At 71.9% G+C, this 26,719-nt stretch carries 30 protein-coding genes; 11 read left to right on the plus strand and 19 right to left on the minus strand.

From position 1 onward, the window contains the following. Window positions 1-1,339, plus strand: a 1,339-nt coding sequence (locus MFF61_RS31370) for an efflux RND transporter permease subunit (RefSeq protein ID WP_238241604.1), incomplete at its 5' end; no start/stop codon positions are given. Between the two features lie 202 nt (window positions 1,340-1,541). On the opposite strand, the gene MFF61_RS31375 is transcribed toward MFF61_RS31370, so the two are convergent. Then, window positions 1,542-2,639, minus strand: coding sequence for a glycosyltransferase family 61 protein (locus MFF61_RS31375; RefSeq protein ID WP_238241605.1), 1,098 nt, complete (start codon window positions 2,637-2,639; stop codon window positions 1,542-1,544). Window positions 2,640-2,853: 214 nt separating this feature from the next. Here MFF61_RS31375 and MFF61_RS31380 point away from each other — a divergent pair, with 214 nt between their 5' ends. After that, window positions 2,854-4,647: a cation:proton antiporter domain-containing protein gene (locus MFF61_RS31380; protein ID WP_238241606.1), complete on the plus strand. Its 1,794-nt coding sequence runs from the start codon at window positions 2,854-2,856 to the stop codon at window positions 4,645-4,647. 3 nt (window positions 4,648-4,650) lie between these two features. Next, complete coding sequence (locus tag MFF61_RS31385) at window positions 4,651-5,757, plus strand: ATP-dependent DNA helicase (protein WP_238241607.1); 1,107 nt, start codon at window positions 4,651-4,653, stop codon at window positions 5,755-5,757. Window positions 5,758-5,859: 102 nt separating this feature from the next. Here the strand turns inward: MFF61_RS31385 and MFF61_RS31390 are convergent, their stop codons facing one another. After that, window positions 5,860-6,000, minus strand: coding sequence for a hypothetical protein (locus MFF61_RS31390; protein WP_238241608.1), 141 nt, complete (start codon window positions 5,998-6,000; stop codon window positions 5,860-5,862). A 2-nt stretch (window positions 6,001-6,002) separates the two neighbouring features. Here MFF61_RS31390 and MFF61_RS31395 point away from each other — a divergent pair, with 2 nt between their 5' ends. From MFF61_RS31395 to hslU, 3 genes are all read left to right on the plus strand, one after another. Continuing rightward, entirely contained in the window at window positions 6,003-6,176 is a 174-nt protein-coding gene (locus MFF61_RS31395; protein ID WP_238241609.1) for a hypothetical protein, read from the plus strand. A 278-nt stretch (window positions 6,177-6,454) separates the two neighbouring features. After that, complete coding sequence (gene hslV / locus MFF61_RS31400) at window positions 6,455-6,985, plus strand: ATP-dependent protease subunit HslV (RefSeq protein WP_238241636.1); 531 nt, start codon at window positions 6,455-6,457, stop codon at window positions 6,983-6,985. Window positions 6,986-7,043: 58 nt separating this feature from the next. Next, window positions 7,044-8,357: an ATP-dependent protease ATPase subunit HslU gene (gene hslU / locus MFF61_RS31405; RefSeq protein WP_238241610.1), complete on the plus strand. Its 1,314-nt coding sequence runs from the start codon at window positions 7,044-7,046 to the stop codon at window positions 8,355-8,357. A 125-nt stretch (window positions 8,358-8,482) separates the two neighbouring features. Here the strand turns inward: hslU and MFF61_RS31410 are convergent, their stop codons facing one another. The 4 genes from MFF61_RS31410 to MFF61_RS31425 all read right to left on the minus strand — a co-directional run bounded on the left by MFF61_RS31410 (window position 8,483) and on the right by MFF61_RS31425 (window position 11,473). Further along, window positions 8,483-9,562 (minus strand): MBL fold metallo-hydrolase, encoded by a 1,080-nt coding sequence (locus MFF61_RS31410; protein WP_238241611.1) that lies wholly within the window; start codon window positions 9,560-9,562, stop codon window positions 8,483-8,485. 326 nt (window positions 9,563-9,888) lie between these two features. Continuing rightward, entirely contained in the window at window positions 9,889-10,281 is a 393-nt protein-coding gene (locus MFF61_RS31415; protein WP_238241612.1) for a PilZ domain-containing protein, read from the minus strand. A 96-nt stretch (window positions 10,282-10,377) separates the two neighbouring features. Next, window positions 10,378-10,605, minus strand: a complete 228-nt coding sequence (locus MFF61_RS31420) for a hypothetical protein (RefSeq protein WP_238241613.1) — start codon at window positions 10,603-10,605, stop codon at window positions 10,378-10,380. A gap of 241 nt (window positions 10,606-10,846) precedes the next feature. Next, window positions 10,847-11,473 (minus strand): cysteine hydrolase family protein, encoded by a 627-nt coding sequence (locus MFF61_RS31425; protein ID WP_238241614.1) that lies wholly within the window; start codon window positions 11,471-11,473, stop codon window positions 10,847-10,849. 261 nt (window positions 11,474-11,734) lie between these two features. Between MFF61_RS31425 and MFF61_RS31430 the strand changes: the two genes are divergently transcribed. Next, window positions 11,735-12,379, plus strand: a complete 645-nt coding sequence (locus tag MFF61_RS31430) for a transglutaminase-like cysteine peptidase (protein ID WP_238241615.1) — start codon at window positions 11,735-11,737, stop codon at window positions 12,377-12,379. Window positions 12,380-12,525: 146 nt separating this feature from the next. Beyond that, window positions 12,526-13,218, plus strand: coding sequence for a transglutaminase-like cysteine peptidase (locus MFF61_RS31435; RefSeq protein WP_238241616.1), 693 nt, complete (start codon window positions 12,526-12,528; stop codon window positions 13,216-13,218). A 9-nt stretch (window positions 13,219-13,227) separates the two neighbouring features. Here MFF61_RS31435 and MFF61_RS31440 read toward each other — a convergent pair whose 3' ends face one another. Continuing rightward, window positions 13,228-13,557, minus strand: a complete 330-nt coding sequence (locus MFF61_RS31440) for a DUF6949 family protein (RefSeq protein ID WP_238241617.1) — start codon at window positions 13,555-13,557, stop codon at window positions 13,228-13,230. Between the two features lie 266 nt (window positions 13,558-13,823). Between MFF61_RS31440 and MFF61_RS31445 the strand changes: the two genes are divergently transcribed. Then, the gene (locus MFF61_RS31445) at window positions 13,824-14,501 is read left to right on the plus strand and encodes a hypothetical protein (protein ID WP_238241618.1); all 678 of its coding nucleotides are present in this window, start codon (window positions 13,824-13,826) and stop codon (window positions 14,499-14,501) included. A 20-nt stretch (window positions 14,502-14,521) separates the two neighbouring features. Here the strand turns inward: MFF61_RS31445 and MFF61_RS31450 are convergent, their stop codons facing one another. Together MFF61_RS31450 and cysE are read right to left on the minus strand one after the other, a co-directional pair. Then, a complete protein-coding gene (locus tag MFF61_RS31450; protein WP_373324821.1) occupies window positions 14,522-14,719 on the minus strand; it encodes a DUF3126 family protein in 198 nt (65 codons plus the stop codon). Between the two features lie 249 nt (window positions 14,720-14,968). Continuing rightward, on the minus strand, window positions 14,969-15,826 hold the full coding sequence (cysE, locus tag MFF61_RS31455; protein ID WP_238241620.1) for a serine O-acetyltransferase: 858 nt from the start codon (window positions 15,824-15,826) through the stop codon (window positions 14,969-14,971). Between the two features lie 200 nt (window positions 15,827-16,026). On the opposite strand from cysE, the gene MFF61_RS31460 reads away from it, so the two are divergent. Further along, window positions 16,027-16,908 (plus strand): alpha/beta fold hydrolase, encoded by an 882-nt coding sequence (locus MFF61_RS31460; RefSeq protein ID WP_238241621.1) that lies wholly within the window; start codon window positions 16,027-16,029, stop codon window positions 16,906-16,908. A 39-nt stretch (window positions 16,909-16,947) separates the two neighbouring features. Here MFF61_RS31460 and MFF61_RS31465 read toward each other — a convergent pair whose 3' ends face one another. The 10 genes from MFF61_RS31465 to MFF61_RS31510 form a co-directional block, all read right to left on the minus strand. Then, the gene (locus MFF61_RS31465) at window positions 16,948-17,853 is read right to left on the minus strand and encodes a helix-turn-helix transcriptional regulator (RefSeq protein ID WP_238241622.1); all 906 of its coding nucleotides are present in this window, start codon (window positions 17,851-17,853) and stop codon (window positions 16,948-16,950) included. Window positions 17,854-18,158: 305 nt separating this feature from the next. Next, complete coding sequence (pcaF, locus tag MFF61_RS31470) at window positions 18,159-19,373, minus strand: 3-oxoadipyl-CoA thiolase (protein WP_238241623.1); 1,215 nt, start codon at window positions 19,371-19,373, stop codon at window positions 18,159-18,161. Window positions 19,374-19,572: 199 nt separating this feature from the next. Then, on the minus strand, window positions 19,573-20,646 hold the full coding sequence (locus MFF61_RS31475; RefSeq protein WP_238241624.1) for a lytic transglycosylase domain-containing protein: 1,074 nt from the start codon (window positions 20,644-20,646) through the stop codon (window positions 19,573-19,575). Window positions 20,647-20,881: 235 nt separating this feature from the next. Further along, a complete protein-coding gene (locus MFF61_RS31480; RefSeq protein ID WP_238241625.1) occupies window positions 20,882-21,883 on the minus strand; it encodes a MaoC family dehydratase in 1,002 nt (333 codons plus the stop codon). A gap of 80 nt (window positions 21,884-21,963) precedes the next feature. Then, a complete protein-coding gene (locus MFF61_RS31485; protein ID WP_238241626.1) occupies window positions 21,964-22,629 on the minus strand; it encodes an endonuclease V in 666 nt (221 codons plus the stop codon). Next, window positions 22,629-23,726, minus strand: a complete 1,098-nt coding sequence (gene ychF / locus MFF61_RS31490; RefSeq protein ID WP_238241627.1) for a redox-regulated ATPase YchF — start codon at window positions 23,724-23,726, stop codon at window positions 22,629-22,631. The genes MFF61_RS31485 and ychF overlap by 1 nt, the downstream gene beginning before the upstream one ends. A gap of 14 nt (window positions 23,727-23,740) precedes the next feature. Next, window positions 23,741-24,187 (minus strand): PIN domain-containing protein, encoded by a 447-nt coding sequence (locus MFF61_RS31495; protein WP_238241628.1) that lies wholly within the window; start codon window positions 24,185-24,187, stop codon window positions 23,741-23,743. Then, window positions 24,090-24,464: a hypothetical protein gene (locus MFF61_RS31500; RefSeq protein WP_238241629.1), complete on the minus strand. Its 375-nt coding sequence runs from the start codon at window positions 24,462-24,464 to the stop codon at window positions 24,090-24,092. The genes MFF61_RS31495 and MFF61_RS31500 overlap by 98 nt, the downstream gene beginning before the upstream one ends. Further along, complete coding sequence (gene pth, locus MFF61_RS31505) at window positions 24,461-25,075, minus strand: aminoacyl-tRNA hydrolase (protein ID WP_238241630.1); 615 nt, start codon at window positions 25,073-25,075, stop codon at window positions 24,461-24,463. The genes MFF61_RS31500 and pth overlap by 4 nt, the downstream gene beginning before the upstream one ends. 82 nt (window positions 25,076-25,157) lie before the next feature. Further along, window positions 25,158-25,829, minus strand: coding sequence for a 50S ribosomal protein L25/general stress protein Ctc (locus tag MFF61_RS31510; protein WP_238241631.1), 672 nt, complete (start codon window positions 25,827-25,829; stop codon window positions 25,158-25,160). Between the two features lie 305 nt (window positions 25,830-26,134). Here MFF61_RS31510 and MFF61_RS31515 point away from each other — a divergent pair, with 305 nt between their 5' ends. After that, entirely contained in the window at window positions 26,135-26,650 is a 516-nt protein-coding gene (locus MFF61_RS31515; protein ID WP_238241632.1) for a retropepsin-like aspartic protease family protein, read from the plus strand. Window positions 26,651-26,719 lie beyond the last annotated feature (69 nt).

The following is a 26,719-nucleotide window of genomic DNA, read 5'->3' on the forward strand; positions in this document are numbered from 1 at the left end:
CGACGGCACCGACGTGGCCGGGTTCTTCAACGGCGAGTTCTTCGCGCCGCTCAAGCCGGCCGACCAGTGGCGCAAGGGGATGTCCAAGGAGGTGATGGTCGCCCAGCTCTTCGAGCGCCTCCAGGCCGAGTTCCCGGGCGTGGAGTTCAACCTCTCGCAGTACCTCCAGGACAACGTCGCGGAGGCGGTCTCGGGGATCAAGGGCGAGAACTCATTCAAGATCTTCGGCCCCGACCTGCAGACGCTCACCGACCTCGCCGGGAAGGTGAAATCGGTGCTCGCCACCGTGCCGGGCGTCACCGACCTCGGGGTGTTCACCTCGCTCGGCCAGCCGACGATCCAGATCGACGTCGACCGGACGCGCGCCTCCCGCTACGGGCTCACCCCGGGCGACATCAACACCACGCTGCGCACCGCGATCGGCGGCGATGCCTCGGGCGATCTCTACGAGCCGGGCAGCGACCGCCACTACCCGATGATCGTGCGCCTCGCCGCACCGTTCCGGCAGAGCATGGAGGCGATCAGCACCCTGCGCATCGTCGGCCGCAGCGCCAGCGGCTCCTCGGTGCAGCTCCCCCTCAACGAGGTGGCCCGGGTCCGGCTGATCTCGGGGCCAGCCTACATCTACCGCGAGGCGCAGGAGCGCTACCTGCCGGTGAAGTTCAGCGTGCGCGAGCGCGATCTCGGCAGCACCATCATCGAGGCGCGCGAGCGGGTCGAGCAGGAGGTCAAGTTGCCGCCCGGCTACCGGCTCGAACTGGTCGGCGAGTTCAACAACCTGCAGAGCGCGCTGGCCCGCCTCTCGGTGACGGTGCCGCTCGCGGTGGCGCTCATCGCCCTCCTGCTCTACGTAAACTTCGCCTCGGTCACCGACACGCTCCTGGCGCTCAGCGTGATCCCGCTCGCACTGGCCGGCGGCGTCTTCGCGCTGGCGCTCACCGACACGCCCTTCAGCGTCTCGGCGGCGATCGGCTTCATCGCCCTGCTCGGCATCGCGGTGATGGACGGGATCATTGTCATCACGCACTACAACGGCCTCATCGCCGCCGGGCACGAGCGCACCGCCGCGATGCTGCGCACCTGCTACACGCAGATGCGCCCGGTGGTGATGACCTGCGTGGTGGCCGGCGTCGGCCTCCTGCCGGCGGCCTTCTCCACCGGGGTCGGCTCGCAGGTGCAGAAGCCCCTCGCCCTCGTGGTGGTGGGCGGGATGGCGCTCGCCCCCGTGCTGATCCTCGTGATCCTGCCGGTGCTGATCCTGACCTTCTCGCGCCGCAAGCCGGCGCCCGGCAAGCTCGTCGAGGAGGGCCGGCCGGTGCCCGTCGCGGCTGTGTCGTAACACCAGCGGCCCAGGATGCCGAGGCGTCGATCTCGATCCCGGGCAAGCCCGGGATCGACCGGGCCGGTGAGCCATCTCGCCTTGTCGACATCAAGCCGAGGGCTTGAAGCCGAGCGCTTGGCGGCTCTTCGAGAGCGGCGCAACGATCATTGGTCATGACCGTTGGTACAGGGCGTTCGGACGAAACCGCCCGGGCTCCGCCTCATTCAGCCGGCCGTCGGGCTCCCCTCCGCAGGTGGCGCGAGATCCGGCCGCGCAATGCGGTGGCGAAGCCCATCGCGCGGCCGAGCGCGGTGCGCTCCGCCGCCTCCTCGGCGGCGTCGCGCGCATCCAGGGCCTCGAAGGCGTGGGCGCGCTCCACCAGCTCGGTGGCGACGCCGCGCGGGTCGCGCACGGTCCAGCCGAAGTGGAACGCCTCCGCCTGCGCGTAGCGGGTGCCGAGCGGGAAGTAGTAGCGCGCCGTGTGCCCGCCGATCGCGTCGAGGAGCGCGAAGTTCGCGTGCAGCCGGCGCATCCAGTTGAGGCCGAGGATGCGCCGGCCGGGCGCCGCGAAGGCCGCGGTGTGGAAGGCCGAGCCCGTCGAGCCCATCACCACGCGGCGGGTGGAGAAGAGCCGCACCTGCTCGCCGAAGGGCAGCGTCTCGGGAAACACGATCTCCACCCCGAGCCGGTCCAGTTCCGCCACGATCGCCTCCTCGTTGGCGATGCGGGAGATGCCGGCCGCGAGCCGGGACTTCGACAGGTAGACCGGCCGCGCCACCGCATCGACCTCGTCCTCCCGCCACAGATCCCGCCCGATGGTGCGGCAGAGGTCGCCGAAGGCCCGGTGCACGAGGCTGCGCTCGCGGAAGGCCGGGTCGGCCACAACGAGGTGCGGGAGGCGCATCGGGCGATCCGCCACCACGACATCGGCGCGCGCGAGGCCGAGCCGGCCCAGGATCGCCGCGGCGGCCTCCCCGCCCGCCTCCGGCCAGGGCGCGAGGGAGAGCAGCTTCGGCCGCGGACCCTGCCAGCCTGCGAGCGGCCACAGGCGGGCGAGCGTGTCGGTGACGAGATGACCGTAATGCGGAACGATCGGATCGACGAACAGGTGGGGGACGTCCGGTGCCGTCTCATGCGGCAGCCCGTCGGGGACGGTCTCCTCCGGTCCGTCGATCCGCACGCCCTGCGCGTAGATCCCGAACCCGCCTTCGGGGCGCGGCAGCACGGCGGCGTCCGCGACCGTCCGCAGGCGCGGGGGGGCCTCGCTGAGGACGCAATCCCCCCATAGCTCCCGGCAGCGTCGCAAGCGGCCTGCCATCACCCCTCCCCGCCCTCGCCCGCCGGCCGGGTCCCGTCCCGCTCGACCCAGTGTCACCCGAAGCCTCGTCGCCCGGGCCTTTGCCACGGTTCCGGCGCAGCCGCAAACCGTCGCGAATCGGTGGTCGCGCCGGCCTTTCCGCTTGCTCCCCGCGCGGGCGCCTCCCCATGATGGCGCCGACGCGTCCCCGCCCGAGAGACCCGCACCAGAGCCGATGACCGATCCCGTCGCGTCCGGAGCCTCCTACAAGGAAGCCATCCTGTTCCTCGCCACGGCCGGTGTCGTGGTCCCGCTGTTTCTGCGTCTCCGGATCAGCCCGGTGCTCGGCTTCATCGGCGCGGGCGCGTTGCTGGGCCCCTCCGGTCTCGGACGGCTCACCGAAAGCTTCCCGTGGCTTGCCAACGTCACCATCGGCAGCCGCACCGAGATCGCGCATCTCGCCGAGCTCGGGGTGATCTTCCTGATGTTCATGATCGGGGTGGAGCTGTCGTGGGAGCGGCTGCGCATCCTGCGCCGGCTGGTCTTCGGCCTCGGCTCGCTGCAGGTGCTGGTCTCGGGGGCGGTGCTCGGCGGCGTTCTGCTCCTGCTCGGGATCGCGCCGCTCGCCGCGGCGCTGGTCGGCCTCGCGCTGGCGCTGTCCTCGACCGCGATCGTGCTGCCGGTGCTCGCCGACCAGAAGCGCCTCAACACGCCGGCCGGCCGCGCGAGCTTCGCGGTGCTGCTGTTCCAGGACCTCGCCGTGGCGCCGGTCCTGTTCGCCATCGCGGTGCTCGGGCGCAAGGACGGGGACGCGGTGAGCGGGCTCGCCCTCGCGCTCGGCCAGGCGGCGGTGGCCGTCGCGATCATCGTGGTGGCGGGCCGGCTCGGCCTGCGCCCGCTGTTCCAGCTCGTCGCGCGCACCCGCAGCCCCGAACTGTTCATGGCCGCCTGCCTCCTCGTCATCGTGGCGACCTCCCTCGTGGCGGCGGCGAGCGGCCTGTCGATGACGCTCGGCGCCTTCGTGGCCGGGCTCCTGCTGGCCGAAACGGAGTATCGCCGGGCGATCGAGGCCACCATCGACCCGTTCAAGGGCCTGCTGCTCGGGGTGTTCTTCGTCTCCGTGGGCATGAACCTCGACCCGGCGCAGCTGCTGAGCACGCCCGCGACGATCCTCGGCCTCGCGCTCGCGGTGATCGCCCTCAAGGGCGGGGTGATCCTGGCGGTCGCGGCCGCCCTGCGCCTGCCGCGCGCCGTCGCCGTGGAGGCGGCCCTGCTGCTCGGGGCGGGGGGCGAGTTCGCGTTCGTGCTGATCGGCAGCGCCCTCACCGCCTCGCTGGTGCCGGAGGATCTGGGCCAAGCCGCCCTCATCGTCACCACGGTGACGATGGTGATGATCCCCGGCCTCGCGGCCCTGGCCCGGCGCCTCGGCCGCCGGTTCGACCGCGCGGCGAGCGCGCAGCAGAGCGCCGCCGAACCGCTGCCAGAGACGGCGCGGGGCCGGGTCATCATCGCGGGTTACGGCCGCGTCGGCCGCCTGGTCGGCGAGATGCTCGACCGCCACAAGGTCCCGTACATCGCCCTCGACATGGATGCGGCCCGGGTCGCCGAGCAGCGGCGGCAGGGCCGGCCGGTCTATTTCGGCGATTCCGCCAACACCGAATTGCTGCGCCGCTGCGGCATCGCCACCGCCCGCGCGCTCGTCGTCACGCTCGACACGCCGCGCCTCGTCGAGGCGGTGGTGGCGGCCGGCCGCGCCGAGCGGCCGGACCTCACCATCGTGGCCCGCGCCCGCGACGCCCGCCATGCCACCGCCCTCTACGACTTGGGCGTGGACGACGCGGTGCCGGAGACGATCGAGGCCTCGCTCCAGCTCTCGGAGGCGGTGCTGGTCGATGTCGGCGTGCCGATGGGGCTCGTGATCGCCTCGATCCACGAGCGCCGGGACGAGTTCCGCGCCCTCCTCAAGCGCAAGGAGGAGGCGCCCGCGCCCGAGTTCCAGGCCCGGCGCACCGTCGGCAAGGCTGGCTGACGCGTGGCGCCCCGCTTCGGTCCGCAGCAGGAGGCGGCCCTCCGGGCGGTCTCGGCGTGGCTCCGGGCCGGCGAGCCGCAGGTCTTCCGCCTGTTCGGCTTCGCGGGCACCGGCAAGACCACGCTCGCCCGGCACATCGCCGAGGACGTGGAAGGCGGCGTGCTGTTCGCCGCCTACACGGGCAAGGCGGCCGCGGTGATGCGCCAGCGCGGCTGCCCCGACGCCGCGACGATCCACAGCCTGATCTACCGCACCCGGGAGGACAAGGAGGGCGGCCCGGCCTTCACGCTCAACCGCTCGGGCGCGGTGTCGAAGGCCGCGCTCGTCGTCATCGACGAGTGCTCGATGGTCGATGCGGATCTCGGCAACGATCTCCTGTCCTTCGGCAAGCCGGTGCTGGTGCTGGGCGATCCCGCGCAGCTGCCGCCCGTGCGCGGCGGCGGGTTCTTCACCGAGGCCGAGCCGGACGTGATGCTCACCGAGATCCACCGGCAGGCCGCCGACGACCCGATCGTGCGCCTCGCCATGACGGTGCGCGAGGGGGGTCGGCTGGAGGCCGGCCGCTACGGCGCGAGCGAGGTGCTGACGCGCCGCGCGATCTCGCCCGAGACGGTGCTCGCCGCCGATCAGGTGCTGGTCGGGCTTAACCGCACGCGCCGGCTCTACAACGGCCGCATCCGGGACCTCACCGGCTACACCGACCCGATGCCGGCGGTGGGCGAGAAGCTGGTCTGCCTGCGCAACGACCGCACCAAGGGTCTGCTCAACGGCTCGACCTGGACGGTTCAGGCCCTGCGGGCGGCACCCCGGCCCGACCTCGTGCGGCTCGACGTCGTGCCGGAGGACGACCCTTCGCTGCGCCGCAGGCCTCAGGAGATCCGGGTGCTGCGCGCGGTGATCGAGGGCAGCGAGGAGCCGATTCCTCCCATCCTCAAGCGCGAGACGGACGAGTTCACCTACGGCTACGCACTGACCGTGCACAAGGCCCAGGGCTCGCAATGGGACCGCGTCGTCCTGTTCGACGAGTCCTACGCGTTCCGCGAGCACCGGGCGCGCTGGCTCTACACGGCGCTGACCCGGGCCGCGCAGGCGATCACCGTAGTAGTCTAGGAGGCCCGGCAGGCTGCTCCGAGGCCGCGACGACATGCGCGTTCCGGCCGGAAACCGGCTTGCGCCGAGCCGGGCCCGCAGGGCGTTGGCCCTATGCCGCCCTCACTCACCGGCAGCCCGCCGTCCCTCAATCTCCCGCGTCTTCCGGTCGTAGACATCCGGCGCGATCGTGAGGGCGAGCAGGCCGCCGGCGATCAAGGCGGCACGCACGCCGAGGATCTGCCATGCGTAGGTGATGGTCATCGATGTCGGTCTTCGGCTCGAAGGAAACGCAATGCGGCCTGACCGGCAAGGTGGAAGCTTACGCCCGCGACGAGGAGAAGTCCTCCGCCTTGAGCGAAGACGTCGTATCGGCCCTGCGTGATCGGGATGACGAAGGCGGCCCCGAAGACGGCGATGGCCAAAGAGTTGAACAGTGAGGCGAGCAGCTTGGCTCCCTCGCTGAACCGCTTGGCGCGGTCTTTCGGGCCGCCTTTCGGCATCGGGTGTCCGGCGGGAGCGCGCAGGCGGTGATCCGCCCCGCACGATCATATGACCTTGCGTCATGGATGTGGTCCGGCGCAACGGGCGTTGCCCCTTGCCCATGCGCCCGCTGGACGAACGCCGGGCGAACCCCCACCTACGCCGCAGCACGATGAAAGACAGCCTGCCCGGAGAGACATCCTTGGCCAACGACGAGGCGGGGGCCGCCCCCCGCATGCATGCGACGACGATCCTGATGGTGCGCAAGGGCGGCCGCGTGGTGATCGGGGGCGACGGGCAGGTCAGCCTCGGCCAGACCATCGTCAAGGGCAATGCCCGCAAGGTCCGGCGGCTGGCCAAGGGCGCGGTGATCGGGGGCTTCGCCGGCGCCACGGCCGACGCCTTCACGCTGTTCGAGCGCCTGGAGGCCAAGCTCGAACAGTATCCCGGGCAGCTCACCCGGGCCTGCGTCGAACTCACCAAGGACTGGCGCACCGACCGCTACCTGCGCCGGCTCGAAGCGATGATGCTGGTCGCCGACAAGGATGTGAGCCTGCTCCTCTCCGGGGCCGGCGACGTGCTGGAGCCGGAGGGCGGCGTGATGGCGATCGGGTCGGGCGGCAACTACGCGCTGGCCGCCGCGCGCGCGCTGGAGGAGCAGGAGCTCGACGCCGAGGCGATCGTGCGCCGCGCCATGCGGATCGCCGCCGAGATCTGCGTCTACACCAACGGCAACCTGGTGATCGAGAGCCTGGAGGCGGCCTGACCGCCGCCTGCTTCGATCCGCCCTTCAACTTCGGCCGCGAGCCCCGGCGAAACATCCCATGACGACCTTCTCCCCCCGCGAAATCGTCTCCGAACTCGACCGCTACATCGTCGGTCAGGCCGATGCCAAGCGCGCGGTCGCGATCGCGCTGCGCAACCGCTGGCGGCGCCAGCAGCTCACCGGTCCCCTGCGCGAGGAAGTGGCCCCCAAGAACATCCTGATGATCGGGCCGACCGGCTGCGGCAAGACCGAAATCTCGCGCCGCCTCGCGCGGCTGGCGGGCGCGCCGTTCCTGAAGGTGGAAGCGACCAAGTTCACCGAGGTGGGCTATGTCGGGCGCGACGTCGAGCAGATCGTGCGCGACCTCGTGGAGGTCGGCATCGGCCTCAAGCGCGAGGAGAAGCGCCGGAACGTCGAGGCGAAGGCCGAGGCGGCGGCCGAGGCGCGCATCCTCGACGCCCTCGTCGGTCCCACCGCGAGCCCGGCCACCCGCGACAGCTTCCGCCGACGGCTGCGCGCGGGCGAACTCGACGACAAGGAGGTCGAACTCGAACTCGCCGGGTCCGCCCCGGCCGGCCTGCCGATGTTCGAGATCCCGGGCATGCCCGGTGCCGCCATGGGGGCGATCAACCTCGGCGACATGCTCGGCAAGGCGCTCGGCGGCCAGCGCGGCAAGCCGCGCCGCATCACCGTGCGGGATGCCCACGCGCCGCTGCTCGCCGAGGAATCCGACAAGCTTCTCGACCAGGACAGCATCGTCCAGGAGGCGATCCGCGAGGTGCAGGACAACGGCATCGTCTTCCTCGACGAGGTCGACAAGATCTGCGCCCGCGAGGGCCGCGGCGGCGCCGACGTCTCGCGCGAGGGCGTGCAGCGCGACCTGCTGCCGCTGATCGAGGGCACCACCGTCGCGACCAAGCACGGGCCGGTGAAGACCGACCACATCCTGTTCATCGCGAGCGGCGCCTTCCACGTCTCGAAACCCTCCGATCTCCTGCCCGAATTGCAGGGCCGCCTGCCGATCCGCGTCGAGCTGAGCCCCCTCACGGTGGACGATTTCCGCCGCATCCTCACGGAGACCGAGGCGAGCCTGCTCAAGCAGGCGGTGGCGCTGATGGAGACCGAGGGGGTGAGCGTGACCTTCACGGACGATGCCGTGGACGCGCTGGCGCGCGTCGCCGTCGAGGTGAACGGCTCGGTCGAGAATATCGGGGCGCGGCGCCTGCAGACGGTGCTGGAGCGGGTGCTCGACGAGATCTCGTTCACGGCGCCGGACCGGTCGGGCGAGAGCATCACGATCGACGCCGCCTACGTGAGGTCCCGCGTCGAGAGCTTGGCGCAGAACGCGGATCTCAGCCGCTTCATCCTCTGACGGCGGCCGCCGGGCCGGGCCGGGCCGCCACGAGAAAGACCCGCCACGGCCTGAGGGCCGGGCGGGCCAGGAAGGGTCTCGGTGAAGATCCCGGCCGACACCAGCACGGCTCGGGGCCGGCGTCATCATCCATTCGAGGGATGGGCCGGCTGCCAGACCTGGCCGGGGCGCAGCGTCAGAAAGCGCTCGGGCGGCAGGCCCGCGGCCTCGATCGCTGCGGCCAGCGCCTCGACCGGCCGCTCGATCCCCTCGTTGGTGAGCCGGAACGTGCCCCAATGGTGGCCGAGCGCCTGCTCGGCCCCGATTACGCCGGCGGCGCGCACGGCCTCCTCCGGGTTCATGTGCTGCGCCTGCATGAACCAGCGCGGCTCGTAGGCGCCGATCGGCAGGGTGGCGAGGCGGATGGGGCCGAAGCGCTCGCGCACCTGCGTGAAGATCGCGCCGTCGCCGTAGCCGGTATCGCCGACATGGTAGAGGGTGCCGTGCGGCGTGGTGAGCACGAAGGCGCACCACAGCGCCATGCGCCGGTCGTTCACGCCCCGGGCCGACCAGTGGTAGGCGGGCGTGAGATGGACCGTGAGGCCATCGCCGAGATCCACCGACCCGCCCCAGTCCCGTGTCTCGACCGCTGCCGTGTCGTCGTAGGAACGGATGATCGCGTCGTTGCCGAGCGGTGCGACGAAGCGCGGCTGGTGTTCGGCCCAGAGCCGCGCCAGCGTCGGACCGTCGAGATGGTCGTAGTGGTTGTGGGTGACGAGCACCGCGTCGATCGGCGGCAGGGCCTCGAAGGCGATGCCGGGAGGCTGCGCACGCTTGGGCCCGGCAAAGCCCACCGGGCTCGCCCGCTTGGCGTAGACCGGGTCGATCAGGATGTTGCGCCCCGCCACCTGGATCAGCAGGCTCGCATGGCCGATATGGACCACCCGCAGGCCCGCCACGCGGTCGGGCGGCGCATCGGGCGGGAACGGGCTCGGCCAGCGGGCCGGCCAGTCCTCGCGCCCGCCGCCGAGCTGCCAGCGCGCCAGCTCGGCCAGGTCCTTGTCCTGGGGCTGGTTGGGCGAGAAGAAGCGGGTGCCGTCGAAATGGTCGCTGACCGGCCCGCGATAGTACGGGTTGCTGCTGCGCCGGTGAGCCGCGTAGCCGACCCCGCCCAGCGTCATCACCGTGACGGCGCTCGCGAGCTTGATGAGACCCCTGCGCTTCATCCCTCGTGCATCCGCCGCCGCATGGTTCCGGTCAAGGCGGCGGGGCCAGGGCCGAACGCCGCGGCGCGCGCGGCTTGCGCGGGTGCCGCCCGCCGATCACAGTGGGCGCGTCGTCAACAACGGAAAGGAGGTGGTCCAGTGTCTCATTGTCATCAGCCGCATGCGGCGGATCAGACCTGGATCGTCGCCTCCGGCTTCACCGCCTGAGCGCACGACGAGGTTCCGCCGAACCGCGGTTCGGCAATGGAAGGGCCGCTCCCGGCAACGGGGCGGCCCTTCGGCTGTCCGGGCAGAGGGTTTCTCAGAGGATTTTCTGGGGCGTGGCCTCAGGCCGTCCGCTCCAGCATCGCCGCCTCGGCCTCGGCGACGAGGCGACGCAGGGTAGCGTTCTCGGCTTCGAGATCGTGGATGCGCTGCAGCAGGGCCGTCACGGACGTTTCGGCCGGCGCCGCGGGTTGCGCCGGCATGCGGTCGTCCACGAAGGCCACGCCGACCCCGTCGCTGCGCCGCCAGCGCAGGGTCGCCTTGTAGACCCTGTCCTTGGCGGGAATTTCGAGGTCGAACCCATCCGGCAACGCCGCCGTCTCGGAGAGCGCCAAGCGTGCACCGGCCGTGGACAGGTCCCGGACGAGGCAATCCATGGAGGCGTTGCCGCCGTTGAAGACGATCCGTCCTTTCAGGAACGTCCTCAGACGCACTTCCTTGCGCAGATCAGACATCCCGGCCACCCACCTTCAGGACCCCATGCGTTTCCGTGCGCGGATGCTCGCACGCGGGACCTTAAGGAATGCTCGCCGCGATGCCCGAGGGTGTGATCAGCCGCGCGGCGTGTCCGCGCTCTGGAACAGATAGAAGCCGTTGAAGCGCACCGCCGTCGCGGCGGCGGCCCCGTCGAAGCCCAGGGGACGGCGCGCGCCGCCGTCGACCTTGCCGCCGAACACCCAGCGGGCGCCCGTCACGAAGGCCGGCACCGCATAATCCTCCGGCACGGCGCAGACCAGCCCGTCGAGATCCTTGCGACAGAACAGGTTGTAGCTTCGCATCGGCTCGCCTCCGCCCTGGTGGGATGTCATGGCTGTCTGCTACCCGAGGAATCGGACGAGATGATGTCAGCCTTCCCAGGAAAAAGCTACAGCATGGGGCGGGCGGTGGCAGGATTTTGCTTCGGTTCCGAAACAATCCTTCACATCCGCGTGTGAGTTCGTCCGCCATGTGCTCTGGCGCACAGAGCGGATGAGCTCAAGCGGGGGCGGCAGGATTGCTGCGATGCGGCCATGTCGGGTGTCAGATCCAGTTGCGCAGGATCTGATCGATCCGCGCCGTTTCGATCTGCTGGCCGAAGCGCTGCTGGTAGAGGGTCAGCAGGGCGTCGTGGGTCTCGTCGGAGGACGAGCACAGCCCGTCCGTCGCCAGCACGATGCGGTAGCCGCGATCGACGGCGCCGAGCACCGTGGCGAGCACGCAGACGTCGGTCTCGCCGCCCGTGATCACCAGCGTCCCGGTTCCGCGCCGCTGCAGGGCCGTCTCCAGGGCCGGATCGAGCCAGGGGGAATAGACGGTCTTGTCGATCACCTCGGCCGGGGGCGTCAGGGCCGCGAGTTCGGGCACGAGGTCGATCATCTCCGGCCCGAGCGCCTCGATCGTCATCGAGGCCCAGCGCTCGTAGTAGCGCTTCCAGCAGCCTCTCCCCTCCCCGGGCCGCTCGGCCGGGATGAAGCGGGTGAAGATCGTGCGCCCGGGATGACGCTCGGCGAGCCGCCGGACATCCGGCAGCACCCGGGCGAGCCAGGGCGTGTGCCAATCGGTCTCGCGCGCGAACAGGTTCTGCATGTCCACGCAGAGATGGACCGCACTGGCGTCGAGCGGCCCGTTGGGGAGGGCGTCGGTGTCGGCAGGCGTCGGCGTGCCCATCGGCCGGGGCTCCTTCTTGCGGGGCGCGGCGACCCCGGGGGTGCACCAACACCCGGACCGGGGCCTGTGTTGCGACCCGCCCGATGGTTGCGGATCCGTCACCGCACCGCGCCGGATTCGAGCAAGTGCCCTGACCGGCTCTTGGCCCTGTCCGCAGCCGCCCAAACGGCGGTGGCCATTCGATAAAATTGCGCGGATCGGCTTCAGCGCGGCCGAGCGGACGGTCGGCCATCCTCCTCTCAACACAAGGGGATGGCACCGATGTCGGGCGTGGCGAAGGGATTGCGGGAGTGGATCGGGCGGGGCGCGGTGGCGGTGCTGGCGGGCCTCTGCCTCTCGTCGTCGGGCGAGGCGCAGACCCTCGCGGCGCTCCCCGCCCCGACCTATGCGGCGGCGATCACCGGTCAAGCGCGGCCGATCGTGGGCTGGGTCGAGTTCTGCGCCCGCTACGCGTCCGAATGCGCGATCGACCCGTCCGAACCGGAAATCGTCACGCTCACCCCCCGGCTCTGGCAGACCATCGTCTCGGTCAACCGCACGGTGAATGCCGGGACGCGCCCGGTCACCGACCAGGAGCACTGGGGCGTGCCGGACCGCTGGGACCTCGCCGAGGACGGCTCGGGCGATTGCGAGGACTTCCAGCTGCTCAAGCGCAGGCTGCTGGCCCAGAGCGGCCTGCCGCGCCGGGCCATGCGCATGACGGTGGTGATCGACGAGAAGGGTGAGGGCCACGCCGTGCTGATGCTGCGCACCGACCGCGGCGACCTGATCCTCGACAACAAGACCTCCGCCGTGCTGCCCTGGCAGCGCACCGGCTACGTCTTCATCAAGCGCGAGGCGCAAGGAGCCGTCGGCTGGGTCTCCCTCGGCGGCGCCACAGGCCCCACCACGACCGCAAACCGGTGATAGACCGAATCACGTTGGAAAACGCGTCTCGAATTGGAACCAAAGTGCGGCAGGCGCGTTCACCCTGGTTTAAATTTTTCTGTTGAGTGGGCCGGAGCCCCGTGGCAGCCTGCGTGCAAGAACGATGCACACAGGTCGATGGGGCGATGCGGGCAGTGTTGGACGGCCTTGGCCGGGCGGGTCACGTCGATCGCCAGGGCCTCTTCTCGCGGTGCGCGCGCGGCGCGCAGCTCTGCCTCGTCGGGGCGACGCTGCTGATCGGCGGGGCCACCTCGCAGGCCCAGACCCAGACCCTCGCCGCCCTTCCCGATGCCAGCGCCGCAATCGAGCGCGGCGGCAGCGCCAAGCCGGTGAGCGCCTGGGTCGAGTTCTGCAGCCGCTACGCCGCCGAATGCGCCGTCGACACCGCCGAGCCCGCCGTGGTGCCGATGACGCCGGCCCTGCTGCGCACCCTCCAGGCGGTGAACCGACGGGTCAATTCCCGCATCAAGCCGATCATCGATCAGGCCCATTGGGGCGTGGTCGACCGCTGGGACTTCCCGGATGACGGCTTCGGCGATTGCGAGGATTACCAGCTCCTCAAGCGCCGCATGCTGGTGGAGCGGGGCCTGCCCCGCCGGGCGCTGCGCATGACCGTGGTGATCGACGAGATCGGCGAGGGCCACGCGGTGCTGATGGTGCGCACCGACCGGGGCGACTACATCCTCGACAACAAGACCACCGCGATCCTGCCCTGGCAGCGCACCGGCTACACCTACGTGAAGCGCGAGGGGCAGGACGGCTCGGCCTGGGTCGCGCTCAACGGCGTCGCCTCTCCGGTCACTACCGCCAACCGCTGAGCGGCACGGTCAGGCGCCCGCAACCAAGTGGGCGAGATCGAGGACGAGGCGGCCCGAGACGAGACTCCAGCCGCAGGCGATCATCGTCGCCAGCATCACGAACGGGACGGGCCGTCCCTCGATGCGCCGGCCCCGCACCGTGTTGCGCAGGATGATGAAGGGCGCGCCGAAGGCCAGGACGGGGAGCGCCGCGAGCGCCGGAAGGCCCCCGCCCTGCAACAGCCCGAAGCTGGCGCGCCGCGCCGTCAGGACCTCGAAGCCGGTCGCGAGCAGCCCCGCGAAGGCCAGTCCCAGCACGAGGGTCTGAAGGTTCTCCAGGGCCATGGGCGAGAGGGCCATCGTCAACTCCGTCGCATCCGCCTCGACGGGGCCACTCTGCCGGATGCGTAACGTCCTGTTATGGTTAACCTTTCGTTATCCACAGGCGTGTCGTCCGAGTCCCCCGCCGGGACGCGTCCGGCGTGAACCGGCCCGCCCCGGCCGGATGTCCCGCCCGGCCCGGACTGATTCGCGTCGGCGGCGCTTTCCGGTAAGCGGACATTAAGCCTCCGGGCCGATCGTTCTCCTCGCGCCGCGCTCGCGGCGCGGGGTCGGAGGGCGGAGCCATGGGGCCTGGAGCAGGCATCCCGGCGGCCAGGGCGAGGCGGCTTCCCGCGCCGCGCCAGGTGCCGCTCGATCGCAGCATCGCGCTCGCCGGCCTCGTCGGCCTCGTCGGCGCGCTGGCCAGCACCGGACTTCTCGCCGCGTGGCTGATCCGCCCGCCCGCGACGGACGCGACCCTGATCCGGCCCGGACCCACGGGGCGCGCGGTCGCGCTGCCGGCCGCCTGGGTCGTCGGGCCGTTCGGGTCCGCCTCGCCCGACCGGCTCGACGTGATGATCCCCTGGGGCGCCCTGACCGGGGGCGAGGGCGCGGACAAGCTGCACGTCACGGTGACCCGCTCGCCCGAGACCGAGGCACCGCTCAGCCCGGCCCGGCGCTATGCCCGGTTCCTCACCGTGGAGGTCCAGCCGCTGCCGGACGAGGGCTTGGTGCGGCGGCGCTTCAAGGCCGGTTCGCCGTTCGAGGGCGAGGACCTCTACCTCGCCGAGGCGGATGGCAGCCGCTTCGCGGCGCGCTGCGCCACCGCCGCGCAGGCCGACCCCGGCACCGCCTGCCTCAGCGAGGTGCGGGTCGGGGACCTGTCGCTGCGCCTGCGCTTCGCGGCCGAGCGCCTGCCCGCATGGCGCGGCCTGTTGCGCGCCCTGGAGCAGCTCTTCGCCGCCGCCCCGCCCGAAGGCTGAGGCGATCAAGCCGCCGCGGCTTACTCGTCCAAGTCGGTGTCGAGGATCGCCATCGAGAAGTTGTACGAGCGGTCGCCGTCCTCGTCATCGACGGACAGCACGCCGATGAATTCCTCGCCGAGATAGACTTCGGCCGAATCGGTCTTCTTGGGGCGGCCGACGAGCCGGAGGGAGTGGTTCGCGAACTTGCGGCGAAGGTAGCCTTCCACCTTCGTCATTTCGGACTTGTTCACGCGGGCCTCTTCGCGGTTGGAGCCGAGGGATGCGGCCCAGGCAGAACGGCCTGCCGGCCACGCTGCTCGGGCGCGCCTGCATCATCGCCGCCGAGCCGGTGACCGCGTCGACGCATGATGCTGGGCCGCCCGGCCCCGCATGTCGTGCGGGGCGTCGCAGGGCGGCCGGGGCGAGGAACCCCGCCTTGCCACGGCGGACCGGCCGGGGCAAGCGCGCCGGACGTCGAGCGCCGCTCAGATCCCGTCCATCATGTGCACGAACTGATCCATCTGCACGGACTGGTCCATGGTGCGGGCCGGATCGCTGCAGCCGGCCGAGCCCACCACCCGGGCCGGCACGCCGACCACGGTCGTGCAGGGCGGCACCGCCTGCAGCACCACGGAGCCGGCCGCGACCCGGGCGCAGGCCCCGACCTCGATGTTGCCGAGGATCTTGGCGCCCGCGCCGATCATCACACCGTGCCGGATCTTGGGATGGCGATCGCCGCCGTGCTTGCCGGTGCCCCCGAGGGTGACGTCGTGGAGCATCGACACCTCGTCCTCGATCACCGCGGTCGAGCCCACCACGAGCCCCGTGGCGTGGTCGAGGAAGATGCCCCGCCCGATCTGGGCGGCCGGGTGAATGTCGGTCTGGAACACCTCCGAGGCGCGGCTCTGGAGGTAGAGCGCGAGGTCGCGCCGGCCGCGGCTCCACAGCCAGTGGCTCAGGCGGTGCGCCTGGATGGCGTGGAAGCCCTTGAAGTAGAGCATCGGCTCCAGCGCCCGGGTGGTGGCCGGGTCGCGGTCGACCACCGCGCTGATGTCGGCCCGGAACGCCTGCCCGATGCGGGGATCCTCCGCCACCGCCTCGGCGAAGCTCTGGGCGATCAGGTCCGCCGAGAGCGAGGCGTGCCCGAGGCGGGCGGCCACGCGGTGCGAGACGGCGGATTCGAGCGAGCCGTGGTTGAGCACCGTCGCGACGATGAACGAGGCGAGGCGCGGCTCGTCGCGCACCACGACCTCGGCCTCCTGGCGCAGGCGCCGCCAGACCGGATCGACGACGCCGGCGACCGCATCCGGCCGGCTGCTGTGGGTGGCGGAGGGTGAGGACACGGCTCTTCTCCTCGGCGGGGCGGAGACGGGGGCGTTCTTCTCGCGCCCGAGGCATACCCGAACGCGAATCCTCCCGATAGCCTGGGGAGACCGGACCGATCCATCAAGGTCCCGGACGGTTCGCCGACGAGGACGTGCCATGCGTCGGCGTCGGGCTTATCCCGCTCACGTGCCGTTCCGCCTCTCCAGCCCGAGCCGCCATGCCGGACCCTTACGCCCCGCGCCTCGTCTCCACCGGTCGCACGCTGACCGTGCGGGGCCTCTCCCTGCACGTGCGGTGCTGGGGCCCGCCCGAGGCCCCTCCCCTCGTGCTGCTGCACGGCAGCCGCGATGCCTCCGCGACCTTCCAGTTCGTGGTCGATGCGCTGGCCGGCCCCTGGCGGGTGCTTGCGCCCGACTGGCGCGGCCACGGGTTGAGCGATCGGGCGCCCGGCGGCTACTGGTGGCAGGACTACCTCGCCGATCTCGACGCGCTCCTCGATGCGCTGGTGCCGGACGCGCCCGTGCGCCTCGTCGGGCACAGCCTCGGCGGCAACATGGCGCTCCTCTACGCGGGCCTGCGGCCCGAGCGCGTGGCGCGCCTCGTCTCCCTCGACGGATTCGGGCTGCCCGAGCGGCGGGCCGAGGAGGCGCCGGCCCATCTGGCGCGCTGGCTCGACGCCGCCCGCCGCCAGGCGGCTCCGGTGGTCTATCCGAGCCTTCCCGCCCTGGCGGCGCGCCTCGCGGCCGCCAATCCGCGGCTCGGCACCCCGCGCGCCCTCTTCCTGGCCGGGCATCTCGGCCGCCGGATGCCGGAGGGCGGCTGGACCTGGGCCTTCGATCCGGCCCACCGCCGGCCCTTCGCCACGCTGTACCGCTTCGCCGAGGCCGCCGCCTGCTGGCGCCGCGTGCGGGCGCCGACGCTCTTCCTCGCCTCGGGCGTTCCCTTCCCGCCCGCGCTCGCCGACGAGCCCGGCGGCGTGGAGGCCCGCATCGCCCTGGTGCCGGGCGCGGTGTGCGAGCGACTGGCCGGCACCGGCCACAACCTTCACCACGACGCCCCGGAGGCGGTCGCCCGCCGGCTCGACGGCTTCCTGGCCTGATCGCGCCCGGGAACCGTGATGGCGCGGCCGGAGCGCGCCTCAGCGCGCCTGCCGCAGGCGCAGGGTCTCCTCCACCAGCGCGGTGAGCTTGGCGGCCGTCTCGGCCACCGAGATGCCGGCGGTGTCGATCACCGCGCGGGCCCGTGCGTAGAGCGGCTCGCGGCTCAGCAGCACGGCGCGCAGTTCGCGCAGCGCGTTGTCGTTGTTCGGCAGGCGGGCCGGGGCGGCGCCCTGGGCGGTCTGCTCGCGCACGCGGCGCATGTGCTCCTCGGGGCGGGCCTTCAGCCAGACCGTGAAGAAGCTGGAGAGCAGGAGGTCGAAGGTCAGGGGTTCGGCGACGATGCCGCCGCTCGTGGCCAGCACCATCGGCCCCGTCTCCTCCGCCAGACGGCGCAACGCCGCCTGTTCGAGCCGGCGGTAGCCGTCCTGCCCGTAGATGGCGAAGATCTCGGAGACCAGCAGGCCGTTCTCGCGCTCGATCTCGCGGTTCAGCTCGACGAAGCGCCAGCCGAGCCGTTCGGCCAGGATCCGCCCGAGGGTCGACTTGCCGGCGCCCCGCAGGCCGATCAGGGCCACCCGCCGGGGGATCTCCGCGTCGTCCCCGTGCCCGGCGCCCACCAGGATGCGCTTGGCCTCCGCCACCTGCTCGGGGCTGGCGGTGGCGAGGAGGTCGCGCATCACCGGCCATTCGGGCGGGCTCTCGACGGCGGCGATCAGGTCCTCCAGCCGCACGCCCATCGCGTTGGCCACCCGGCGCAGCAGGATGATCGAGACGTTGCCCTGGCCGCCCTCCAGCTGCGCGATGTAGCGCTCGGACAGGCCGGAGGTCTGCGACAGCACCTTGCGGGACATCGCCCGCACGGCCCGCATGGTGCGCACCCGCTGCCCGAGGTCCGACAGGAAGCGGCCCTCCGCCTCCACCGGGTCGGCCGGGGCGCCGCTCATCGCGGCCTCGTCCGGGCCGGGCGCGGCGGCGTCGCGCTTCCCGCCACGGGAGGACGTGCGGGCGGCGTGGAGGGAAGAGCCGAGGGGCATCGCATCGCACAACGTCGTTGGGGTGGGGCCGGTGCCCCGGTACGGGGGCAACCCCCGATCCGGCCGGAGGATCTGCTTACCCCATACCATGACGGCTGACGATGGGTCGTGTTGCACTGCACATCGAGAAAAATGCCGGCGAGTCACCGGCAAAGCCCCACATCCGCGATGGGACCGGCGCCCTCTGCACCGGTTCCCACGCCGTCAGGCTGCGCTCACGCCACCCGCTCAACGGCCAGCGCGACGCCCTGCCCGACCCCGACGCACATCGTGGCGAGGCCGAGACGCCCGCCCCGGCGCGCGAGTTCGAGGCTGACCGCCCCGGCGATGCGCGCCCCCGACATGCCGAGCGGGTGGCCGAGCGCGATCGCCCCCCCGTGCGGGTTCACGTGCGCGGCATCGTCCGGCAGGCCGAGGCCGCGCAGGCAGGCGAGCGATTGCGACGCGAAGGCCTCGTTGAGCTCGATCGCGTCGAAGTCGGACGGCCTCACCCCGAGGCGGGCGCAGAGCTTCTCGACGGCCGGCACCGGCCCGATCCCCATCACGCGGGGCGGCACGCCCGCGGAGGCGAGGCCGAGGACGCGCGCGAGGGGCTTGAGGCCGTGGCGCGCCGCCGCGGCCTCGCTCGCCAGCACCAGGGCGGCGGCGCCGTCGTTGACGCCCGAGGCGTTGCCTGCCGTCACCGTGCCGTCCCGGCGCACGAAGGGCTTCAGCTTGGCCAGGCCCTCGGCCGTGGTCTCGGGGCGGGGATGCTCGTCGCGCTCCACCCGCACGTGGCCGCCCTTGCGGTCCGGGATGTCCACGGGGGTGATCTCGCCCGCGAAGGTGCCGTCCTGCTGCGCGCGGCCGGCGCGCTGCTGCGAGCGCAGCGCGAAGGCGTCCTGGTCGGCCCGGCCGACCTGATAATCCTCCGCCACGTTCTCGGCGGTCTCGGGCATCGAATCGACGCCGTACTGGTGCTTGAGCACCGGGTTGATGAAGCGCCAGCCGATCGTGGTGTCGTGGATCTCGGCCGAGCGCTGCCACGCCCCTTCGCTCTTGCCCATCACGAAGGGCGCGCGGGTCATCGATTCGACCCCGCCCGCGAGCGCGAGCGCGATGTCGCCCGACCGGATCGCCCGGGCGGCGGCCCCCACCGCGTCGAGGCCCGAGGCGCAGAGCCGGTTCAGGGTCACGCCCGGCACGGTCTCGGGCAGTCCCGCGAGCAGCAGGCTCATGCGGGCGACGTTGCGGTTGTCCTCGCCCGCCTGGTTGGCGCAGCCGAGAAAGACCTCCTCGACGCCCTCCTTGAGGGAGGGATGGCGGTGGAGCAGCGTGCCGAGGGGGATCGCCGCGAGATCGTCGGCCCGCACCGAGGCCAGCGCCCCGCCGTAGCGGCCGATCGGCGTGCGCACGTAGTCACAGATGAAGACGTCCCGCGTCTCGCCCATCACCGCCTCCCGGATACCGGTCCGCCGCGCTTTCGAAAACGCGGTACGCCCGCCCGTATAGCGGGGATGGGCCAGGAACGGAAAGGGGTGGGACGCCCGGCTCGCGGGCCGGGTACGGCGCGGTCACCGATCCGGGGATCGCTCCGGCGGCCGGTGATGCGGGAGAGGTGAGCGGGGCCGCGGTGCCCGACCCGCCTGATCAGGGATTGGCGGCAGGCTGGATCGGAGCCGCCGCGGCGGTCATCGGCAGCGCGAGGGCGGGCTTCTTCGCGGCGAAGCGCCGGAACTCGGCCGGGCGGCGCGGCGGCAGCGGCACGGAGACGTGGGCTTCCTCGGCGGCTGCGGCCGGTTCGGCCGAGGCGACGGCGGTGGCGGCCGCGGGAGCGGCAGCCGGAGGAGCCGCGGGAGCGGCGGCGGAAGGGGCCGTGGGTGCCGCCGGCGCCGGCGGCGTTCCGCCCTTGAGCCCGTAGGTCGGGAACGGCAGCCCGGCCACGGCGGAGCCGCCCGCATAGGCCAGGGCGGTGGGCGGCAGGGTCGGGCGCTGCGGCGGCAGGGGCGTGGCGACGGGGGCGGCCACGGGCGTCGCCTGGGTGGCCGGGGCCGCGGCGGGTGCGGTCTGGGCGGCCGCTCCCTGAGCCGCCGGCATCTGGACGGCCTGGACCGGGACCGATTGCGCCGGGCTCGTCTGCGGTTGGGCGCCCTGGGGCTGCACGGCGTTCGAGAGTGCGGCGACGGAGGGGTCGGCCGAGGCGGTGACGACGGTGGCGGGCGCCCGGCCGCCGCCGAAGACCTTGCCGAAGAACTGTCCGATCGGGTTGACGGGCGCGGGCGGCGGGGCTGCCGGCGCCTCCAGCTCCGCCACGTCGGTGCGGATGCCGGCCCGCTTGGCCGCGTAGTAGTAGCCGCGGGCGTAGTAGCTGTAGGCCTGGGCCTCGTTCCCCCGGGCAGTCTTGTAGGCGCCCGCCAGATAGGCGACGCCGTAGGTGAGGTTCACCTTGGCATCGAGCAGGCCCGCGGCCGAGCCGCCGTAGCCGAGCCCGCGCGCCGTGGCGTGCTTGATCTGCATCAGCCCCATGGCGCCGCCGCGCCCGACCGCGCGCGGGTTGTAGCCGCTCTCGCGCTTCACCACCCGGTGCACGAAGCTGGCCGGCACGCCGCTCGCCCGGGCCTGCTCCTCGATCAGGGCGTCGATGCTGTCGCGGGCCGGGCTCTGGGACAGGGCCGGAAGCGGCGCCGCGATCGCGAGGACGGCGAGGAGGAGGCGCTGGCGCATGCACGAATCCGGGGCTGGGAGGCAGGTGCGGAATCGCACACCGCGGGCGGTCCCTCCTGCTCCGGTTCAAATGCGGCAGGAAAGAGACTTGGCCGTTCTCTCCCGGTTGAGACCGGACTCAACTTGACCGTTTCGGGCCGGCCTGTGGCGGGGCGGGCACAGGTCCCGTCATCCACAGGCCGGCAGGGCTTTCGCAGCTGCGAAGGGCGCGCAAGACTTGTGATCTGTTAAGGATTTACTCTGCTCGGCTCTGCGCCAGCCACGCGCCCGAGAAACTGAACACGGTCTCGCCGTGCTGGTTCACGCCGGTGCTGGCGTGGCTGACGACCCCCCAGCCGGGGCGCGAGCGCGAGGGACGCGCCTCGGTCAGCGTCAGCGCGTAGCGGATGGTGTCGCCGACATAGACGGGCTTGAGCCATCTGAGGTCGCGGAAGCCCGGCGACGGCCCGCTCGCCGGGATGGTGGCGCCGCTCGCCAGAGCCTCCGCCCGGCCCCGGTCGCGGGCCGCCACCATGCGGTTCATCCAGGCCGCGGCGGTGTGCCAGCCGGAGGCGCACAGGCCGCCGAAATGGGAGGCGCGCGCCGCCGCCTCGTCGATGTGGAAGGGCTGCGGGTCGAAGGCGCGCGCGAAGGCCAGCACCTCCTCGCGCTCGAAGCGGTAGGGCCCGAGGTCGTAGGTCGTCCCGACCGGCAGATCCTCGATGAAGCCCGCCGGGAAGCTGCCGCCCGGGTCGGACAGATCCGGCTCCGGGGCCGGCCGGTCCGGCAGGACCCGCGGCGGCAGGGGGGCGGCCCCGCGCCGGCCGAACATCACCCAGAACTCCTGGGTCATGACGCGCTCGCCGCCGCCTTCGAGGAGGTCGAGCTGGAAGCGCACGAAGCCGCGGTCCGGCTTCGAGGCGGAGGGGCGGCTCTCGCGCACGGCGATGCGCATCGACAGGGCGTCGCCCGGGCGCACGGGACGCAGCCAGCGCACCGCGTCGATCCCCGGCGAGCCCATCGAACTCGCCCGCAGCATGAAGGTGTCGGCCATGAGCCGCATGCCGATGGCGCAGCTGTGCCAGCCCGACGCGATCAGCCCGCCGACCACGCTCGCCCGGCCCGCCTCCTCGTCGAGGTGGAAGGGCTGGGGATCGTAGGCGCGGGCGAAGGCGACGATGTCCTCGCGCGTCACCGTGACCGGCCCGCCCGTGAGGGTGACGCCGGGGGCGAGATCCTCGAAGTGGTAGCTCTGCATGAAGGCCGGCCCGCGGCAGGGGATGGGACCGGCACGGCTAGCACCGGCGGCGGCAGGGAGCCAGGGGGCCCGCGTCGGGCTCAGGCGAAGGCGCCCGCCGCCTTGTGGGCCTGCCGGATCGGCTCGGGCAGCCGGAACTTCGGCGCGCAGGCGAGCACCAGCGCCACTGCGGTCGGGATGTCGGCGAGGTGGCCGGGCGAGATGAAGAGCGGGTGCGTGCCGGCCCGCGTGCGCACCACCGCGCCGATGGTCTCGGCCCGGTCGACCAGGGGCACGTGGGCGCCCTTCTCCTCGGGCAGGGGCGCGTTGCGGCCCACCAGCCGGGTCTTGCCGCAGCCGATGGTCGGGCGCTCCAGCCACAGGCCCATGTGGCAGGCGATGCCGATCCGCCGCGGATGCGCGGTGCCCATGCCGTCGAACAGGAAGACGTCGGGCTCGGCCGCGAGGCGCCCGAAGGCTTCCTCCAGCACCGGCCCCTCGCGGAAGCTGAGCAGGCCCGGGATGTAGGGGAACGGCGTCGGGCGCTCCGCCGTCACGGTCTCGACCACCCGGAAATCGGGAAAGGTCGAGACCACGATGGCGGCCTGCGAGCGCCCCTCCTTCACGCTCACGTCGACGCCCGCGACGAGCCGCACGGCCGCAAGGTCGATCGGCCGGTCGGTGACGAGGTCGGCGGCGAGCCGCTTCTGCAGCGCCACCGCCTCGCCCGGGGTCACGTCCCAGGCGTGACGCGGGTGGAGCCGCATCAGTTGGCGAAGCGGAAGTGCAGCACGTCGCCGTCCTGCACCACGTACTCCTTGCCCTCCAGCCGCAGCCGGCCCGCCTCGCGCGCCCCGGCCTCGCCCTTGAGCGCGGTGTAGTCGGAGAACGCGATGGTCTCGGCCCGGATGAAGCCCTTCTCGAAGTCCGAGTGGATCACGCCCGCGGCCCCGGGCGCCCGCGTGCCCTTGGTGATGGTCCAGGCCCGGGCCTCCTTCGGCCCCGCCGTGAAGTAGGTGATGAGGCCGAGCAGGTCGTAGCCCGCCCGGATCACCCGGTTGAGGCCGGGCTCGGTGAGGCCCACCGCCTCCAGGTACTCGGCCTGCTCGGCCGGCGGCAGCACCGCGATCTCGCTCTCGATCTTGGCCGAGACCACGACGGCCTTGGCGCCCTCCTCGGCCGCGCGGGCGAAGACCGCCTGCGAATGGGCGTTGCCGGCCTCCGCCGATCCCTCCTCCACGTTGCAGACGTAGAGGACGGGCTTGGCCGTCATCAGGCCGAGCTGGGAGAACAGCCGCTCCTCCTCGGGCTTGCGGGCGACGAGGCGGGCGGGCTTGCCCTCGCGCAGGAGCGGCAGGGCGCGCTGCACGAGGTCGAGGGTCTCCTTGGCCTCCTTGTCGGCGCCCTTGGCCTTCTTCTCCAGCGCGGTGACGCGCTTCTCCAGGCTGTCGAGGTCGGCGAGCATCAGCTCGGTCTCGATCGTCTCGATGTCGGCGATCGGATCGACCTTGCCCTCGACGTGGGTGACGTCCCCGTCCTCGAAGCAGCGCACCACGTGCGCGATGGCGTCGACCTCGCGGATGTTGGCCAGGAACTGGTTGCCGAGCCCTTCCCCCTTCGAGGCGCCGCGCACGAGGCCGGCGATGTCCACGAAGGTGAGCCGCGTCGGCACGATCTCCTTCGAGCCCGCGATCGCCGCGAGGTCATCGAGGCGGGGGTCCGGCACCGCCACCTCGCCGACATTCGGCTCGATGGTGCAGAACGGATAATTCGCCGCCTGCGCGGCGGCGGTCTGCGTCAGCGCGTTGAAGAGCGTCGACTTGCCGACGTTCGGCAGGCCGACGATGCCGCATTTGAAGCCCATGTCGAAGTATTCCGTCAGGTGAGCCCGAGCGTCGTCAGGGCGGAGGGTGTGAACGGATTGACGATCCGGATCTGCTCGATGATCTGGCCGTCGTTCATGTCTTCGGACACGAAGAATCGATAACCCGCCTGCACGGCGGAGGCGAGCGCGACGCTATCCCACCACCACAGGGTGTGACGTCGTTCAAGCGAGACTGCGATCGCGTGAGTCCGCACATCGACCGGTGCCGTACACGACCGGACAGACGTCTGAAGATACCGGTAGGCTTCGGCTGCCGTCAGAAATTTTCGTTTCAACGCCAGTATCAGATAGCATTCGTTCAGCACCTGCGGGCTGATCACCAAGCGCATCTGGGCAACGGACTCACGGATGATGACTGTGCTTGTCCGACTCTTCGCCCGGTTGTTCGGATCCATCGCGTAGATCAGAAGATTCGAGTCGGCGAAGATGAGGCCGGTCATACAATTCCTCGCGGGACGGCAGCGATGCGGAAATGCCCGGCCAGCCGATACCGTTGAAGTATTCATCGAGGGCGGCGAGCTGTGCCTGCACCTCCCGCTGCTGCTTCTCGGCCAGAACCTTGCCGACGAGGTCCGACACGGTCGCCCCGCTCAGCGCCGCCTCATGCTGCGCCCATGCCAGCAGGCCATCGTCCAGGGTCAGGGTGACGTGCGCCATGATGAGGACTTTCCAGGATTCCGGATCGATATCGGAGCGACCTCGGACCGTGTCAATCATGCCTCCGCCTTCCGGCCGGGCGGCTTCACCTCGTCCCAGCCCCGCCCCTGCATGGCGAGGTGGATCTTGTTCTGGAAGCTCGCATCCTCGCCCGCGGCGAGCACGCCGGCATGGTCGGCCACCGCGTCGCAGAGATCGTCCACCCAGGGTCGCTCCGCCTTGGCGAAGTCGTTGAGCACGTAGGCGTGCACCAGCGCCTTGTCGCCCGGATGGCCGATGCCGAGCCGCACGCGCCAGTATTCGTTGCCGCAGAGCGCGGTGATCGAGCGCAGACCGTTATGGCCGGCATTGCCGCCGCCGCGCTTCACCCGGAGCTTGGCCGGCGCGAGGTCGAGTTCGTCGTGGAAGACCACCACGTCGTCGAGCGCGACCTTGTAGAAGCGCTGCGCCTCCGCCACCGCCCGGCCGGACTCGTTCATGTAGGTCTCGGGCTTGAGCAGCAGCACCCGCTCGGTTCCGAGCACGGCCTCGCTCGCCTCGCCCTGGAACTTGCGGCGCCAGGGGGCGGCGCGGTGGCGCCGCGCGATCGCATCGAGCGCCATGAAGCCGATGTTGTGCCGGTTGCCCGCATAGCGGGAGCCGGGATTGCCGAGGCCGACGAACAGCCGCATGGCGCGAGGGCTCCGCGAACGGCGAAACGCCCCGGCACGGGGCCGGGGCGTTCCGGATGAAGAATGGGAGGGGCGAGAGGCCTCAGCCCTCGTCGTCCTTGGCGGCCTCCTCGGCGGCTTCCGCCGCGGATTCGGCCCGGGCGGCCTCGGCCACCGCGGCCTCCTCGGCCTCGACCTCGGCGCCGAGCACCGTCGGCGGCACGATCGTGGCGACCGTCTCGCCCGCGTCGATCGCGAGTTCCGCGCCGGCCGGAAGGGTCAGGTCGGAGACGTGCACCGTGTCGCCGATGTCCTTGCCGGTGAGGTCGACGTTGATCGCGTCGGGGATCGATTCCGGCGCGACCACGAGCGGCAGCGTGTGGAGCACGATGTTGAGCGTGCCGTCCTTCTGCTTCAGGCCCGGCGCCGCGTCCTCGTTGACGAAGTGCACCGGCACCTCGACCTCGATCGTCTGGCCGGCGGTCACGCGCAGGAAGTCGACGTGCAGCGGGAGATCCTTGACCGGGTCGAGCTGGTAGTCGCGCGGGATCGCCCGGACCTTGCGGCCATCGACCTGGATCTCGAACACGGTCGACTTGAAGCCGCCGCCGTAGATGAGCTGGTTGGTCTGGTTGGCGTCGAGCGAGATCGACTGCGGCGACTGGCCGCCGCCGTAGATGACGGCGGGCACCCGGCCCTGGCGACGAACGGCCCGGGCGGCCCCCTTGCCGACCCGGTCGCGTGCCACGGCCTCAAGCGGCTTCACGGCGCTCATGGCGTGATCCTTCAGGATTGTGGTGATGTGGCTCAAACGCCGAAGGCCGCCCCGATCGAGAGCGGCCTTGTGAACCGACGTCGCCGCGCCCCGGCCTCCAAGGGTGTCCGGCGGGCGCGGCCGGGCTTATAGCGGTGGCGCCTGCCCCTGGCAAGCCGGGCGCGGCCCGCGGGATCGGGAGCATTCGCGGCGATCCGGCAAGGCGCCCGCAACCACGCGCCGCGATCACGCGCGCCGCAGGCCGTGACGTGAGGGATCGTTAAGGGGGAACCGGCGCATCGTCGCGGACGAACAGGAGTGTCGCGATGACCCGCCCGCTGCACTGGGCCCTCGGCGTTCTGGGTGTGACGGTCGTCCTCGGGGGCGGCACGATCGAGCGCGCCGCGCAGTTCTTCGGCCGGACCCCGGCCCCGGCCGCCGCGGCGGCCGGCGAGCCGGGAGCCGGAAGCGTGCTCACCGTCACGCTGCACCAGGATCTGGCCGGCCATTACACGGTGCATCCCCTCGTCGAGGGGCGCCGGGTGCGGATGATGGTCGATACGGGCGCCACGCTGTGCGCCTTCACGCAGGACGATGCCGAGCGCGCCGGCATCCGCCTCGACCCGCGGGATTTCACCAAGCCGATGGGCACCGCGAACGGCATCGTCCGCGGCGCCGCGGTGCGGATCGCCGAGATGCAGGTCGGCGGCATCACGGTGCGCAACGTCGAGGCCGTGGTGCTGCCGCGGGGCCGGCTCGGGACGAGCCTGCTCGGGATGTCCTTCCTGCGCCGCCTGCGCGGCTTCGATGTCGAGGCGGGCCGCCTCACCTTACGGGGCTGAGCGGGGGCTGCGGGACATCTCGATCGCCCGCGCTGTTCACACCTGAGTCCCGTCACCGGACCCGTTGCG

It is taken from the genome of Methylobacterium isbiliense (assembly GCF_022179325.1).
Lineage (GTDB): Bacteria > Pseudomonadota > Alphaproteobacteria > Rhizobiales > Beijerinckiaceae > Methylobacterium > Methylobacterium isbiliense.